General features: G+C 66.8%; 16 protein-coding genes and 1 tRNA gene. All 17 read right to left on the bottom strand.

The window, feature by feature from the left end:
* Positions 1–2: 2 nt before the first annotated feature.
* Positions 3–1,478, bottom strand: coding sequence for an NADH-quinone oxidoreductase subunit M (locus tag ACFQZY_RS02150; RefSeq protein WP_377412001.1), 1,476 nt, complete (start codon positions 1,476–1,478; stop codon positions 3–5).
* A 21-nt stretch (positions 1,479–1,499) separates the two neighbouring features.
* Positions 1,500–3,536, bottom strand: a complete 2,037-nt coding sequence (gene nuoL / locus ACFQZY_RS02155) for an NADH-quinone oxidoreductase subunit L (protein ID WP_377412003.1) — start codon at positions 3,534–3,536, stop codon at positions 1,500–1,502.
* 13 nt (positions 3,537–3,549) lie between these two features.
* Positions 3,550–3,858, bottom strand: a complete 309-nt coding sequence (gene nuoK / locus ACFQZY_RS02160; RefSeq protein WP_377412005.1) for an NADH-quinone oxidoreductase subunit NuoK — start codon at positions 3,856–3,858, stop codon at positions 3,550–3,552.
* Entirely contained in the window at positions 3,855–4,487 is a 633-nt protein-coding gene (locus ACFQZY_RS02165) for an NADH-quinone oxidoreductase subunit J (protein ID WP_377412007.1), read from the bottom strand. The genes nuoK and ACFQZY_RS02165 overlap by 4 nt, the downstream gene beginning before the upstream one ends.
* Before the next feature lie 21 nt (positions 4,488–4,508).
* Positions 4,509–5,027 carry an NADH-quinone oxidoreductase subunit NuoI gene (gene nuoI / locus ACFQZY_RS02170; protein WP_377412010.1) on the bottom strand — a complete coding sequence of 173 codons (519 nt, stop codon included), beginning with the start codon at positions 5,025–5,027 and terminating at the stop codon, positions 4,509–4,511.
* Positions 5,028–5,031: 4 nt separating this feature from the next.
* Complete coding sequence (gene nuoH, locus ACFQZY_RS02175) at positions 5,032–6,114, bottom strand: NADH-quinone oxidoreductase subunit NuoH (RefSeq protein WP_377412012.1); 1,083 nt, start codon at positions 6,112–6,114, stop codon at positions 5,032–5,034.
* A complete protein-coding gene (gene nuoG / locus ACFQZY_RS02180; RefSeq protein WP_377412014.1) occupies positions 6,111–8,246 on the bottom strand; it encodes an NADH-quinone oxidoreductase subunit NuoG in 2,136 nt (711 codons plus the stop codon). The genes nuoH and nuoG overlap by 4 nt, the downstream gene beginning before the upstream one ends.
* 5 nt (positions 8,247–8,251) lie before the next feature.
* A complete protein-coding gene (gene nuoF / locus ACFQZY_RS02185) occupies positions 8,252–9,595 on the bottom strand; it encodes an NADH-quinone oxidoreductase subunit NuoF (protein ID WP_377412624.1) in 1,344 nt (447 codons plus the stop codon).
* A gap of 2 nt (positions 9,596–9,597) precedes the next feature.
* Entirely contained in the window at positions 9,598–10,086 is a 489-nt protein-coding gene (gene nuoE / locus ACFQZY_RS02190; RefSeq protein ID WP_377412016.1) for an NADH-quinone oxidoreductase subunit NuoE, read from the bottom strand.
* Positions 10,083–11,336 (bottom strand): NADH-quinone oxidoreductase subunit D, encoded by a 1,254-nt coding sequence (locus tag ACFQZY_RS02195; protein WP_377412018.1) that lies wholly within the window; start codon positions 11,334–11,336, stop codon positions 10,083–10,085. Before ACFQZY_RS02195 ends, nuoE begins: the two co-directional genes overlap by 4 nt.
* An 11-nt stretch (positions 11,337–11,347) precedes the next feature.
* Positions 11,348–11,962, bottom strand: coding sequence for an NADH-quinone oxidoreductase subunit C (locus ACFQZY_RS02200; RefSeq protein WP_377412021.1), 615 nt, complete (start codon positions 11,960–11,962; stop codon positions 11,348–11,350).
* Positions 11,963–11,975: 13 nt separating this feature from the next.
* Positions 11,976–12,455: a NuoB/complex I 20 kDa subunit family protein gene (locus ACFQZY_RS02205; RefSeq protein WP_377412023.1), complete on the bottom strand. Its 480-nt coding sequence runs from the start codon at positions 12,453–12,455 to the stop codon at positions 11,976–11,978.
* A gap of 39 nt (positions 12,456–12,494) precedes the next feature.
* Entirely contained in the window at positions 12,495–12,866 is a 372-nt protein-coding gene (locus ACFQZY_RS02210; protein WP_377412026.1) for an NADH-quinone oxidoreductase subunit A, read from the bottom strand.
* 53 nt (positions 12,867–12,919) lie between these two features.
* Positions 12,920–13,004: transfer RNA gene (locus ACFQZY_RS02215), tRNA-Leu, on the bottom strand.
* 116 nt (positions 13,005–13,120) lie between these two features.
* On the bottom strand, positions 13,121–13,513 hold the full coding sequence (secG, locus tag ACFQZY_RS02220) for a preprotein translocase subunit SecG (protein WP_377412028.1): 393 nt from the start codon (positions 13,511–13,513) through the stop codon (positions 13,121–13,123).
* A 25-nt stretch (positions 13,514–13,538) separates the two neighbouring features.
* Positions 13,539–14,306: a triose-phosphate isomerase gene (gene tpiA / locus ACFQZY_RS02225; RefSeq protein ID WP_377412030.1), complete on the bottom strand. Its 768-nt coding sequence runs from the start codon at positions 14,304–14,306 to the stop codon at positions 13,539–13,541.
* A gap of 8 nt (positions 14,307–14,314) precedes the next feature.
* The gene (locus ACFQZY_RS02230; protein WP_377412033.1) at positions 14,315–15,301 is read right to left on the bottom strand and encodes an NAD(P)H-quinone oxidoreductase; all 987 of its coding nucleotides are present in this window, start codon (positions 15,299–15,301) and stop codon (positions 14,315–14,317) included.
* Positions 15,302–15,379: the final 78 nt, after the last annotated feature.

A 15,379-nucleotide genomic window follows, 5' to 3' on the forward strand; every position in this document is an offset into this window, starting at 1 on the left:
TGTCAGTTCAGTTTGGAAGCCGCCACGTGCTTGAGGAACTCGGCGACGGTGACGTCCATGACGTCGGTGAAGGGCTTGGGATGGATCCCCATGTACAGCACCGCGATGGCCAGCAGCGCCAGCATCACGAACTCGCGGCCGTTGATGTCGGTGAGCGTACGCACGTCGTCGTTGGTGACCGGGCCCAGGTAGACGCGCTTGAACATCCACAGGGTGTAGGCGGCGCCGAAGATCAGCGCGGTCGCGGCCATCAGGCCGAGCCAGAAGTTGGCCTGGGTGGCGCCCAGGATCACCATCCACTCGCCGACGAAACCGGCGGTGGCCGGCAGGCCGCAGTTGGCCATCGAGAACAGCAGCGCGAAGGCGGCGAACTTGGGCATGGTGTTGACCACGCCGCCATAGCTGGCGATCTCGCGCGAGTGGACGCGGTCGTACAGCACGCCGATGCACAGGAACATGGCGCCCGAAACGAAGCCGTGGGCGATCATCTGCACGATGCCGCCGGCCACGCCCAGCGGGTTGAAGATGAAGAAGCCCAGGGTCACGAAGCCCATGTGGGCGACCGACGAATAGGCCACCAGCTTCTTCATGTCCTGCTGGACCATGGCGACCAGGCCCACGTAGATCACCGCCACGATGGACAGGCCGATGATCAGCCAGGCCCACTCGTGCGCCGCATCGGGGGCGATGGGCATGGAGAAGCGCAGGAAGCCGTAGGCGCCCAGCTTCAGCATGATGGCCGCCAGCACCGCGGAACCGCCGGTGGGCGCCTCGACGTGCACGTCGGGCAGCCAGGTGTGCACAGGCCACATCGGCACCTTCACCGCGAAGGCGGCGAAGAACGCGAAGAACAGCAGGGTCTGCACGTTGCCCGCCAGGGGCAGCTTGTGCCAGGCCGCGATGTCGAAGCTGCCGCCGGACTTGTTGTACAGGTAGATCAGGGCGACCAGCATCAGCAGCGAGCCCATGAGCGTGTACAGGAAGAACTTGAACGCGGCGTAGATCTTCCGCGGGCCGCCCCAGATGCCGATGATCAGGTACATCGGGATCAGCGTGGCCTCGAAGAACACGTAGAACAGCATCGCGTCGATGGCGGCGAACACGCCGATCATCAGGCCCGACAGGATCAGGAACGCGCCCATGTACTGGTTCACGCGCTCGGTGATGGCCTCCCACGCCGAGATCACCACGATCACGGTGATGAAGGCGGTCAGCAGGACGAACCACAGCGAGATGCCGTCCACGCCCAGGTGGTAGTTGACGTTGAAGCGCGCGATCCACGGCGCCTTCTCGACGAACTGCATCGCCGCGGTGGAGGCGTCGAAACGGGTGTACAGCGGCAGCGTGACCAGGAAGCTGACGATGGCGCCGACCAGCGCGATCCAGCGCACCGTGCGCGCCTGGTCGTCGCGGCCGAGGGCCAGGAGGACGACGCCGAAGAAGATCGGCGTCCAGATGGCGAGGCTCAAGAGACCCATTTTTGTTCTTCTCCTACTGGCTTACTTGAACCACGGCGAGGCGAACCACGTCAGCAGCACGAACAGGCCGACGATCATGGCCAGCGCGTAGTGGTACAGGTAGCCGGTCTGCACGCGGCGCACGATGAAGGCGAACACGCCCACCAGCTTCGCGCTGCCGTTGACGGCGGCGCCGTCGATGAGGGCCTGGTCGCCACCCTTCCACAGGGCGATGCCGAGACCCCGGGCCGCGCGGGCCAGGATGTTCTCGTTGATCCAGTCCATGTAGTACTTGTTTTCCAGCAGCGTGTAGACCGGCATGGCCGCGCGCTTGATGGCGGCCGGCAGCGCCGGGTTCACCATGTACATGTAGTAGGAGACCGCCACGCCGGCCAGCGCCAGCCAGAACGGCGCGGTGCTGAAGGCGTGCGTGGCCATGGCGGCTGCGCCATGGAAGGCCGCGCCGATCTGGGCCATCGCCGGGTGCCGGGCGGCGTCCACGAAGATCGCGTCCTTGAAGAACTCGCCATACAGCATCGGCTGGATGGTCAGGTAGCCGATCACCACCGAGGGGATCGCCAGCAGCAGCAGCGGCACGGTCACGACCCAGGGGGACTCGTGGGGCTTGCCGTCACCGTGGCCGTGGCCATGGTCGTCGTGCGCATGGTGGTCGTCGTGGTGCGCGTCCGGGTTCTGGTCGTAGCGCTCCTTGCCGTGGAAGACCAGGAAGTACATGCGGAACGAGTAGAACGCGGTGACGAACACGCCGGCCAGGACGGCGAAGTTGGCGAAGCCGGCAGCGGGCAGGTTCGTGGCGTGAACCGCCTCGATGATGCTGTCCTTGGAGTAGAAGCCGGAGAACAGCGGCGTGCCGATCAGGGCCAGCGAACCGAGCAGCGAGGTGATCCAGGTGATCGGCATGTACTTGCGCAGGCCGCCCATCCAGCGGATGTCCTGGTTGTGGTGCACGCCCATGATCACCGAGCCGGCGCCGAGGAACAGCAGGGCCTTGAAGAAGGCGTGCGTCATCAGGTGGAACACGGCGACCGAGTAGGCCGAGGCGCCCAGGGCCACGGTCATGTAGCCCAGCTGGGACAGCGTGGAGTAGGCCACCACGCGCTTGATGTCGTTCTGGATGATGCCCAGGAAGCCCATGAACAGGGCGGTGATGGAGCCGACCACCAGGATGAAGTTCAGCGCCGTGTCCGACAGCTCGAACAGGGGCGACATGCGCGCCACCATGAAGATGCCGGCCGTCACCATGGTGGCGGCGTGGATCAGGGCGGAGATGGGGGTCGGGCCTTCCATGGAGTCGGGCAGCCAGACGTGCAGCGGGAACTGGGCGGACTTGCCCATGGCGCCGATGAACAGGCAGATGCAGATCACGGTGACCAGCATCCAGTCGGTGCCCGGGAAGGCCAGCTTGGCCAGCTCACCGCTCTTGCCGAAGATCTCGGCGTAGTTCATCGTGCCGGTGTAGGCGGCGATCAGGCCGATGCCCAGGATGAAGCCGAAGTCACCGACCCGGTTCACCAGGAAGGCCTTCATGTTGGCGAAGATCGCGCTCGGCTTGTTGTACCAGAAGCCGATCAGCAGGTAGGACACCAGGCCCACGGCTTCCCAGCCGAAGAACAGCTGCAGCAGGTTGTTGCTCATGACGAGCATCAACATGGAGAACGTGAACAGCGAGATGTAGGCGAAGAAGCGGTTGTAGCCCTCGTCTTCCTGCATGTAGCCGATGGTGTAGAGGTGCACCATCAGCGAGACGAAGGTCACCACGCACATCATCATGGCGGTGAGGCCGTCGACCAGGAAGCCGATTTCCATCTTCAGGCCGCCGATCACCATCCACTCGTAGACGGTGCCGGAGAAGCGCGCGCCGTCCATGGCCACGGACTTGAGCGTGAGCGCCGAGATCACGAAGGCGATGAACACGCCCAGGATGGTCAGGCTGTGGGAGGCGGCACGGCCGATGCGGTTGCCGCCGAACTTCGTGCCCAGCACGCCCGCCAGCACCGCGCCGGCGAGCGGCGCGAGCGGAACGGCGAGCAGGGTCGATGCGTTGAGGGTCTGGCTCATGGTTCTTGTTCTTTCAGCCCTTGAGCGTGTTGAGTTCTTCGACGTTGATGTTCGACTTGGCGCGGAACAGCAGCACGAGGATGGCCAGGCCGATCGCCGACTCGGCGGCAGCCACGGTCAGGATGAAGAACACGAACACCTGGCCGTGCATGTCGCCCAGGTAGTAGGAGAACGCCACGAAGTTCATGTTCACGGCCAGGAGCATCAGCTCGATGGCCATGAGCAGCACGATCAGGTTGCGGCGGTTCAGGAAGATGCCGATCACCGACAGCGCGAACAGGATCGCGCCCAGCGAGAGGAAGTGTCCGAGGGAGAGAGTCATGCCTTGGCCTCCGGCGCGGCTTCGGGTTGCGCCGGGGGGGCGGCGACGGTGGCGGGCATCTTGACCACTTCGAAGCGGTCACGGGCCTTGACGCGCACCTGGATGGCGGGGTCGATGTGGCGGCTGTCCTTGCGCTCGCGCAGGGTCAGCGCGATGGCGGCAATCATGGCCACCAGCAGGATGGTGGCGGCGATCTCCAGCGGGAACAGGTACTGCGTGTACAGCAGCTTGCCCAGGGCGTGGGTGTTGGACACGTCGGCGGGCTGCGGCACGGCGTCCGTCACGCGGAAGCCGCCCATGAGGACGGCGGCCATCTCGAGGGCGATGATGGCGCCGATCAGGCCGGCCAGCGGGAAGTGCTTCCAGAAGCCGGCGCGCAGGCTGTCGATATTGATGTCCAGCATCATCACGACGAACAGGAACAGCACCATCACCGCGCCCACATAGACCAGCACCAGCGTGATCGCTAGGAATTCGGCCTTGAGCAGCAGCCACACGGCGGCCGCCTGGGAGAACGCCAGCACCAGGTACAGGGCGGCGTACACCGGGTTGCGGGCGGTGATGACACGGAACGATGCGAACAGCAGCACCGCCGAGAAGAGGTAGAAGAAACCGGTCTTGACGTCCATGAGAGTTCTCTCTTCTTGTTCTTAGCGGTACTTGGCGTCGGCCGCCTTGTTGGCAGCGATCTCGGCTTCGTACTTGTCGCCCACGGCCAGCAGCATGTCCTTGGTGAAGTACAGGTCGCCGCGCTTCTCGCCGTGGTACTCGAGGATGTGCGTCTCGACGATGGAGTCGACCGGGCAGCTCTCCTCGCAGAAGCCGCAGAAGATGCACTTGGTCAGGTCGATGTCGTAGCGCGTGGTGCGGCGGGTGCCGTCGGCGCGCTGGTCCGACTCGATGGTGATGGCCATCGCGGGGCAGATCGCCTCGCACAGCTTGCAGGCGATGCAGCGCTCCTCGCCGTTCTCGTAACGGCGCAGGGCATGCAGGCCGCGGAAACGCGGCGACAGCGGGGTCTTTTCCTCGGGGAACTGGATGGTGATCTTGCGGGCGAAGGCGTACTTGCCCGTGATGGCCAGGCCCTTGAACAACTCCGTCAGCATGAAGCTGGACAGGAAGTCCTTCAGGGAGAACGCCGAGGGTCGATCGAGGGTTTGCGTCGACATGGCTTTAATTCCAGATGTTGTAGGGGGTCTGCATCCACAGGCCCACGACGATCAGCCAGACGAGCGTGACCGGAATGAAGATCTTCCAGCCCAGGCGCATGATCTGGTCGTAGCGGTAGCGCGGGAACGTCGAGCGCACCCACAGGAACATCGTGACGACGATGAAGGTCTTGATGCCCAGCCAGATCCAGCCGGGGATCCAGTTGAACAGCGCCGAGTCGATCGGGGGCAGCCAGCCGCCCAGGAACATGATGACGGCCAGGATGGAGACCAGCCACATGTTGGCGTATTCAGCCAGGAAGAACATGGCGAAGCTCATGCCCGAGTACTCGATCATGTGGCCGGCGACGATCTCGGACTCGCCCTCCACCACGTCAAACGGGTGGCGGTTGGTCTCGGCCAGGCCGGAGATGAAGTACACGACGAAGATCGGCAGCAGGGGCAGCCAGTTCCACGAGAGGAAGTTCAGGCCCATCTGCGCGAAGTAGCCCTTGTCCTGCACCATGACCACCTGGGTCATGTTCAGGCTGCCGGTGACCATCAGCACCACCACCAGGCAGAAGCCCATGGCGATCTCGTAGCTCACCATCTGCGCCGAGGCGCGCAGCGCGCCCAGGAAGGCGTACTTCGAGTTGGAGGCCCAGCCGGCGATGATCACGCCGTACACCTCGAGCGAGGTGATGGCCATCAGGAACAGCAGGCCGGCGTTGATGTTGGACAGCGCGGTCTCGGGGCCGAAGGGGATCACGGCCCAGGCGGCCAGGGCCGGCATGATGGTCATGATCGGGCCGAGGAAGAACAGGCCCTTGTTGGCCGCCGAGGGGCGGATGATTTCCTTGGTGATCAGCTTCAGCGCGTCGGCGATGGGCTGCAGCAGGCCGAACGGGCCGATGCGGTTCGGGCCCACGCGCACCTGGGTGAAGCCGATGGCCTTGCGCTCCCACAGCGTCAGGTAGGCCACGGCGCCCATCAGGGGCGCGACCACGCAGACGATCTTGATCAGGTTCCACACCACGGGCCAGGCCATGGCGGTCCACCAGGGCGCGGCGACCAGGCCGTAACCGAATTCGTAGATCTGGTCGATCATGCCGGGGCTCCTTCAGCGGCGCGGGCCTTGCGGGCGTCGGCCGTCAGTTGCAGCGACGTCGCGCGGCGCACGATGCCGTCAAGCTGGTAGATGGACGCGGCGGCGGGTCGGCCGGCGGTCACGGTGAGGTCGATGGCGGCGCCGGTGGCGTTGTCCAGGCGCGCGCCCTGCACGAAGTCCTGGCCGGCGTCCTGCGGGCCGCGGGCGGCCTGGAGCACGTCCTGCGCGGACTCGAAGTCGAAGCCCGGCAGGCCCAGCAGGTTGCCCAGCACGCGCAGCACCTTCCAGGCGGGACGGGCCTCGCCCTGCGGCTTGACCACGGCATGGAAGCCCTGCACCCGGCCTTCGGCGTTGACGAAGGTGCCCGGGGTCTCGGTGAACGGGGCGATCGGCAGCAGCACGTCGGAGAAGCCGAGGTTGGCCTTGAACGGGCTGAGGGTCACGACCATCTCGGCCTGGCCCAGGGCGGCGGCGGCGCGGTGGCCGTCGGCGGCGTCATGGACCGGCTCGGTGTTCAGCAGGATCGCGGCCTTCAGGCCGCCCGCCAGCATCTGGCCGGCATTCAGGCCGTTGCCGCGCGGCACGGCGCCGGCGAGCTGCGCGCCCACGGTGTTGGCGGCCTCGGTGAGGTAGCCCACGGTGGCGCCGGTCTGGGCGCCGATCCACTGGGCCAGGGCCAGGATCGAGGAGGCCTTGGCGTGGTGCGCCGCGGCATTGCCCAGGAGGATGGCCTTGCGCTCGCCACCCAGCAGGGACTTGGCGATGGCACGTGCGGCGTCGTCGGCCTCGGCCTGGGCCGGGGCGGCGACGCCCTTCTCGGCGGCGACGGCGGCGGCCACGCGGGCCAGGGCCAGGGGCCACTCGCCGGCCGGCACGACGGCGCGGTGGGCCAGGGCCATGGCCTGGTCGTCCTCGGCGTCGTGGAGGAAGGACACCTGGGCGCCCTTGCGGGTCGCGCCGCGCACCCGCAGGGCGAACAGCGGGTGCTCCTTGCGCAGGTTCGAGCCCACCACCAGCGCGCGCTGCAGGTTGGACAGCGAGGCGATGGAGGTGCCGAGCCAGCGCACGCCCTCGCCCGAGGTGAACTCGGCGTGGCGCAGGCGGTAGTCGATGTTCTCGGAGCCGAGCGAGCGCACCAGGGCGCCGGCCAGGTACAGCTCCTCGACGGTGCTGTGCGGGCTCACCAGCGCGCCGATGGCGGCGGCGCCGTGGTCGGCCTTGACCTGCTTCAGGCCATTGGCGACGTACTCGAGGGCGGTCTGCCAGTCGACGGTCTTCCACTCGCCGCCCTGCTTGATCATCGGGGCGGTGAGGCGCTCGTCGCTGTTCAGGGCTTCGTAGGAGAAGCGGTCGCGGTCGGCCAGCCAGCACTCGTTGACGCCGTCGTTCTCCAGCGGGAGCACGCGCATCACGCGGTTGTTCTTGACCTGGACGACCAGGTTGGCGCCGGTGGAATCGTGCGGGCTGACGCTCTTGCGGCGCGACAGCTCCCAGGTGCGGGCGCTGTAGCGGAACGGCTTGCTGGTCAGCGCGCCGACCGGGCACAGGTCGATCATGTTGCCGGACACCTCGGAGTCGACGGTATCGCCCAGCACGGTGGTGATCTCGGAGTGCTCGCCGCGGTGGATCATGCCCAGCTCCATCTCGCCGGCGATTTCCTGGCCGAAGCGCACGCAGCGGGTGCAGTGGATGCAGCGGGACATCTCCTCCATGGAGATCAGCGGGCCGACGTCCTTGTGGAAGACGACGCGCTTTTCCTCTTCGTAGCGCGAGGCCGAGGCGCCGTAGCCCACGGCCAGGTCCTGCAGCTGGCACTCGCCGCCCTGGTCGCAGATCGGGCAGTCCAGCGGGTGGTTGATCAGGAGGAACTCCATGACCGACTGCTGGGCCTTCACGGCCTTGTCGCTCTTGGTGCGGACGATCATGCCCTGGGTCACGGGCGTGGCGCAGGCCGGCATCGGCTTGGGCGCCTTCTCCACGTCGACCAGGCACATGCGGCAGTTCGCCGCGATGGACAGCTTCTTGTGGTAGCAGAAGTGCGGGATGTAGGTGCCGGCCTTCTCGGCGGCATGCATCACCATGCTGCCTTCGGCGATTTCGACCTTTTTCCCGTCGAGTTCGATTTCAACCATGGTTCTTATGCCTTCGCTGCTTCGGCGGCCTGGATCTTGGCCTCGAACTCGTGACGGAAATGCTTGAGCATGGCGCGCACCGGCATGGCCGCCGCGTCGCCCAGGGCGCAGATGGTGCGGCCCTGGATGTTGTCCGCCACGGAGTTGAGCAGGTCGAGGTCGGAGGAGCGGCCGTGCCCGTTGTGGATGCGGTCCACCACGCGCCAGAGCCAGCCCGTGCCTTCGCGGCAGGGGGTGCACTGGCCGCAGGACTCGTGGGCGTAGAAGTACGAGAGGCGGCGCAGGGACTCGACCATGTCACGGCGCTCGTCCATGACGATGACCGCGCCCGAGCCCAGCATGGAGCCGGCCTTGGCGATGGAGTCGTAGTCCATCGTGCACTCCATGATGATGGAGGCGGGCAGCACCGGGGAGGAGGAGCCGCCGGGGATCACGGCCTTGAGCTTGCGGCCGCCGGAGACGCCGCCGGCCAGCTCCAGCAGCTTGCTGAAGGGGGTGCCCAGGGGGATCTCGTAGTTGCCGGGGAGCTCGACGTCACCGGAGATCGAGAAGATCTTGGTGCCGCCGTTGTTGGGCTTGCCGCACTCGAGGTAGGCCTGGCCGCCGTTGCGGATGATCCAGGGCACCGCCGCGAAGGTCTCGGTGTTGTTGATGGTGGTGGGCTTGCCGTACAGGCCGAAGCTGGCCGGGAACGGCGGCTTGAAGCGCGGCTGGCCCTTCTTGCCTTCGAGCGACTCGAGCAGCGCGGTCTCCTCGCCGCAGATGTAGGCGCCGAAGCCGTGGTGGCCGTGCAGCTGGAACGAGAAGTTCGAGCCCAGGATGTTGTTGCCCAGGAGGCCGGCCGCCCTCGCCTCTTCCAGCGCTTCCTCGAAGCGCTCGTAGACCTGGAAGATCTCGCCGTGGATGTAGTTGTAGCCCACGGTGATGCCCATCGCGTAGGCGGCGATGATCATCCCCTCGATCACGATGTGGGGGTTGTACATGAGGATGTCCCGGTCCTTGCAGGTGCCGGGTTCGCCCTCGTCGGAGTTGCACACCAGGTACTTCTGGCCCGGGAACTGGCGGGGCATGAAGCTCCACTTGAGGCCCGAGGGGAAGCCGGCGCCGCCGCGGCCGCGCAGGGCGGATTCCTTCACGGTGGCGATCACCTGGTCCTGCGTGAGGCCTTCGCCGCCATCCTTGCCAAGGATCTTGCGCAGGGCCGCGTAGCCGCCGCGCGCCTCGTAGTCCTTCAGGCGCCAGTTGGTGCCGTTCAGGTCCGCGTAGATCTGGGGGTTGATGTGGCGGCCGTGGAAGCAGGTCTGCACGCCGGTGGCCTGGAACTGCGCCAGGACTTGCTGGGCATTCATGCTCATTGCTGCTCCGCTTTCTTGAGGCCGTCGATCAGCTGGTCCAGCTTGTCCTTGCTCATGAAGCTGCACATGGTGCGGTCGTTCACCAGCATGGCCGGCGCATCGGCGCACGCGCCCAGGCACTCGCACTGCTGCAGGGTGAACAGGCCGTCGGCCGTGGTGCCGCCCATTTCGACGCCCAGGCGCTGCTCCAGGTGGTGCAGGGCTTCCTGGCCGCCGCGCAGCTGGCACGGCAGGTTGGTGCAGACGTTGAGCTTGTACTTGCCCACCGGCCGCTGGTTGTACATGTTGTAGAAGGTCGTGACTTCGTGCACGGCGATCGCGGGCATGCCGAGGTAGTCGGCGATCTGCTGCTCGCTCTCGGGGCTGACGTAGCCCTGCTCCTGCTGAACGATGGACAGGCAGGCCATCACGGCCGACTGCTTCTGGTCCGCGGGGTACTTCGCCACTTCACGATCGAAGCGGGCGCGGGTGGTTTCAGAAATCATCGGTCAATCTCTCCGAACACGATGTCCATGGTGCCAATGATGGCCACGGCATCGGCAATCATGTGGCCGCGGCCCATCTCGTCGAGGGCGGCCAGGTGGGCGAAGCCCGGGGCGCGGATCTTCAGGCGGTAGGGCTTGTTGGCGCCGTCGCTGTTGATGTAGATGCCGAACTCGCCCTTGGGGTGCTCGACGGCCGCATAGGCCTCGCCCTCGGGGACGCGGAAGCCTTCGGTGAAGAGCTTGAAGTGGTGGATCAGCTCTTCCATGTTGGACTTCATGGACTCGCGGTCCGGCGGCGCCACCTTGTGGTTGTCGGTGATGACGGGGCCGGGGTTCGCGCGCAGCCAGGCCACGCACTGCTGGATGATCCGGTTGGACTGGCGCATCTCCTCGACGCGCACCAGGTAGCGGTCATACGAGTCGCCGGTCTTGCCGACCGGGATGTCGAAGTCCATCTGGGCGTAGACGTCGTAGGGCTGCTTCTTGCGCAGGTCCCAGGCGATGCCCGAGCCGCGCAGCATGGCGCCGGTGAAGCCCAGGTTCAGGGCGCGCTCGGGCGTGACCACGCCGATGCCCACGGTGCGCTGCTTCCAGATGCGGTTGTCGGTGAGCAGGGTCTCGTACTCGTCGACGTACTTCGGGAAGCGGTTCGTGAAGTCCTCGATGAAGTCCAGCAGCGAGCCCTGGCGGTTCTCGTTGAGCTGGCGGATGGTCCGCTCGTTCTTGACCTTGCTGGCCTTGTACTGCGGCATCGTCTCCGGCAGGTCGCGGTAGACGCCGCCCGGGCGGAAGTAGGCCGCGTGCATGCGCGCACCGGAGACCGCCTCGTACATGTCGAACAGGTCTTCCCGCTCGCGGAAGCAGTAGATCAGCATGTTCATCGCGCCGCAGTCCATGCCGTGGCAACCCAGCCAGAGCAGGTGGTTCAGCAGGCGGGTGATCTCCGAGAACATCACGCGGATGTACTGGGCGCGCACCGGAACTTCCAGACCCAGCATCTTCTCGATGGCCAGGCAGTAGGCGTGCTCGTTGGACATCATCGACACGTAGTCGAGGCGGTCCATGTAGGGCAGCGACTGGATGTAGGTCTTGGTCTCGGCCAGCTTCTCGGTGGCGCGGTGCAGCAGGCCGATGTGCGGGTCGGCGCGCTGGATGACTTCGCCGTCGAGCTCGAGCACCAGGCGCAGCACGCCGTGGGCGGCCGGGTGCTGGGGACCGAAGTTCAGGGTGTAGTTCTTGATTTCTGCCATGGTCGTCCTCCTTACTGGAGGCCTCCATAGTTGTCTTCGCGGATGATCCGCGGCGTGATCTCGCGCGGCTCGATCGTCACGGGCTGGTAGATCACGCGCTGGCGCTCGGGGTCGTAACGCATCTCGACGTGGCCGGACACCGGGAAGTCCTTGCGGAACGGGTGGCCGATGAAGCCGTAGTCGGTCAGGATGCGGCGCAGGTCGGCGTGGCCTTCGAAGACGATGCCGAACAGGTCGAAGGCTTCGCGCTCGAACCAGTTGGCCGCGCTCCACAGGCCGTTGACCGAGTCGACGGCGGGCAGGTCGTCATCGGGGCAGAAGACCTTCAGGCGGACGCGCTGGTTCAGGCTCACGGACAGCAGGTGCGAGACCACGGCGTAGCGCGGGCCGTCCCAGGTGCCGTTGCGCCACTCGGACATGTCGAGGCCGCACAGGTCCATCAGCTGCTCGAACTGCAGGCCGGCGGCATCGCGCAGGGTCTTGGCGGCCTGCAGGTAGTCGGCGGCGGCGACGGTCACGGTGACCTCGCCGAGGTGGAGGTCGACGCGCTTGGCCAGGGCACCGAGGGTGTTTTCGATCGTCGCCTTGAGGGCCTGCGGATCAACGGCGTAGACAGGAGTCGTCATCGAGGCGGGTCCTTCAGGCGCGGGCGATGGTCTGGGTGCGGCGGATCTTCTGCTGCAGCTGGATGATTCCGTACAGCAGGGCCTCGGCGGTGGGCGGGCAACCGGGCACGTAGACGTCGACCGGCACGATGCGGTCGCAGCCCCGGACCACGGAGTAGCTGTAGTGGTAGTAGCCGCCGCCGTTGGCGCACGAGCCCATGGAGATGACCCAGCGCGGCTCGGGCATCTGGTCATAGACCTTGCGCAGGGCCGGGGCCATCTTATTGCACAGGGTGCCGGCCACGATCATCAGGTCGGACTGCCGGGGACTGGGCCGGAACAGCATGCCGAAGCGGTCGATGTCATAGCGGGCCGCGCCCGCGTGCATCATTTCCACCGCGCAACACGCGAGGCCGAACGTCATCGGCCAGAGCGAGCCGGTCTTGGCCCAGTTGATCACCGTATCCACCGTGGTGGTGACGATGCCCTTGTCGAGAATGCCTTCGTTTGCCATTGCCGTACTTCCTTCTGCACGCCCGTGACCGGGCCGTGCTCACTCCCAGTCCAGGGCGCCTTTTTTCCACTCGTAGACGAAGCCCACGACCAGGATGGCCAGGAAAACCATCACCGACCAGAAGCCCACGGCACCGATCTCCTTGAGCGCGACGGCCCAGGGAAAGAGGAAGGCGATTTCCAGGTCGAACAGGATGAAGAGGATGGCCACGAGGTAGTAGCGCACGTCGAACTTCATGCGCGCGTCCTCGAAGGCCTCGAACCCGCACTCGTAGGGGGAGTTCTTGGCTGCGTCGGGCTTGTTGAAGCCGACTGCGGTGGAGACGATGAACCCGAGAACCTGGGGGATCACCCCGACTGCGACGCCCACCAAAATGAACAGGAGGACGGGGAGATACTGCTCTAGGTTCATCTGGGGCTCCGCTACCGCTGCGTCACGGGATCCGGGCCCGTGACTTTTTTGTATGGTGCCGTCGGCGAGACTCGAACTCGCACAGCTTTCGCCACTACCCCCTCAAGATAGCGTGTCTACCAATTTCACCACGACGGCGGTTTGTGCATCCGGTACTGCGGGCGTTGTTTGAATTTTCAACCCGCTGCTCCGAACAGCCTGAGAGTTTACCCTGAAACCATGTCGCTTCCCGGGGGAAAGCGAAGGAAATTAGCTCAGCGACCCGGAATCTGTGCGGCGCCCGAGGCGGGAACGGCCGGCACCGGGGCGGCGGAGGCCGCCGTGGCGGGGATCTGGGCGGCTGCGCCGGACGCTGCCGGGGCCGCGGGCGCGGCGGCGCGCTCGAGGACCGAGCCGGATTCCACCGGGCGGTTGGTACCCAGGTAGGCCAGGCCCATGGTGCACACGAAGAACACCGTGGCCAGGACGGCGGTGGTGCGCGAGAGGAAGTTCGCGCTGCCCGAGGCGCCGAACAGGCTGCCGGAGCCGCCGCTGCCGAAGGCGGCGCCCATGTCGGCGCCCTTGCCGTGCTGCACCAGCACCAGGCCGATCATGCCGATCGCCGAAATGAGCTGGACGGCCAGCACGATGTTGAACAGGAAACTCATGGATGCACTCCTAATGCGGGAAGACTCAGGCCGCGTTCGCGCTGGCCGAGGCAATGATCTGCAGGAAATCGGGGGCCTTCAGCGAGGCGCCGCCGATGAGGCCGCCGTCGATGTCGGGCTGGGACAGCAGGCTGGCCGCGTTGGCCGCGTTCATGCTGCCGCCGTAGAGGATGCGCACGCGGTCGCTGTGCTCGGTGGCGGCGTGCAGCTGGGCGCGCAGCACGGCGTGCACCTGCTGGGCCTGCTCGGGGGTGGCGGTCTTGCCGGTGCCGATGGCCCACACGGGCTCGTAGGCGACGACGATCTCGCTGATGCAGTGGCCGTTGGTATGGATCACCGCGGCCAGCTGGCGCTTGACCACCGCCTCGGTCTGGCCGGCCTCGCGCTCGGCGAGGGTCTCGCCCACGCAGACGATGGGCGTGATGCCGTGGGCCAGGGCCGCCTTGGCCTTGTCGGCCACGAGCTGGTCGCTCTCGCCGTGGTACTGGCGGCGCTCGGAGTGGCCGACGATCACGTAGCGGGCGCCGAACTCCTTGAGCATGGCGGCCGCGACCTCGCCGGTGTAGGCGCCCTGCTCGTGCGCCGAGCAGTCCTGGGCGCCGAGTTCCAGGCGGGTGCCGTGGCGCAGCATCTGCACCTGCGCCAGGTACGGCGCGGGCACGCAGACCGCGGCCTCGCAGGCGCCGTCACGGGAGGCTTCGCCCAGGCCGGCGATCACGGCGCGCACCAGCGCGTCGTTGGCCTGCACGCTGCCGTTCATTTTCCAGTTGCCGGCAATCAGTTTCTTCTTCATGTCGTGTCTCACCAGGTCAGCACGATCTTGCCGATGTGCTGGTTGGATTCCATCAGCGCGTGGGCCTGGGCCGCACTCGCCGCCGGGAAGGTGCTGTGGATGACGGGCTTGATGGCGCCGGACGCCAGCAGCGGCCAGACCTTCTCGCGCAGGGACTGCGCGATCGCGGCCTTGAAGGCCACCGGGCGCGGGCGCAGCGTCGAGCCGGTGATGGCCAGGCGGCGGCGCAGCACCAGGCCGGCGTTGAATTCGGCCTTGGTGCCGCCCTGCACCGCGATGATGACCAGGCGGCCGTCCTCGGCCAGCGCCTCGACCTCGCGGGCGACATAGCTGCCGGCCACCATGTCGAGGATGACGTTGACGCCGGCGCCGCCGGTGAGGCGCTTGGCCTCGGCGACGAAGTCCTGCGTCTTGTAGTTGATGGCGTGGTCGGCGCCGAGCTTCAGGCAGGCAGCGCACTTGTCGTCGCTGCCGGCGGTGACGATCACCGTCGCGCCCAGGGCCTTGGCCATCTGGATCGCGGTGACGCCGATGCCGCTGGAGCCGCCCTGCACCAGCAGGGTCTCGCCGGCCTGCAGGCGGGCGCGGTCGAAGACGTTGCTCCAGACGGTGAAGAAGGTCTCGGGCAGCGAGGCCGCCTCCACGTCGGACAGGCCGGCGGGCACGGGCAGGCACTGGCCCACGGGCGCCACGCAGTACTCGGCGTAACCGCCGCCGGCGACCAGCGCGCAGACGCGGTCGCCCACCTTCAGGCCGGCCGCGGCCATCGCGGCGGCGTCGCCGCCCTCGATCACGCCGGCGAACTCGAGGCCGGGGATGTCGGAGGCGCCGGGGGGCACGGGGTAGTTGCCGGTGCGTTGCAGCACGTCGGGGCGGTTGACCCCGCTGGCGGCGACGCGCACCAGCACTTCGCCCGCGCCCGCCACGGGCATCGGGCGCTCGCCCAGGCGCAGCACCTCGGGGGCGCCGGGGGTGGTGATCTCAACGGCCTTCATGGATTGCTCTCGCTCGTCGAATGGTCGTCCATCGTCAAAACGGCCCGCGCCGGAGGGCGCGGGCCGCAGCTCGCAAGG

Source organism: Ramlibacter sp. GCM10027632, assembly GCF_042675325.1.
In the GTDB taxonomy this organism is placed as follows: domain Bacteria; phylum Pseudomonadota; class Gammaproteobacteria; order Burkholderiales; family Burkholderiaceae_C; genus Ramlibacter.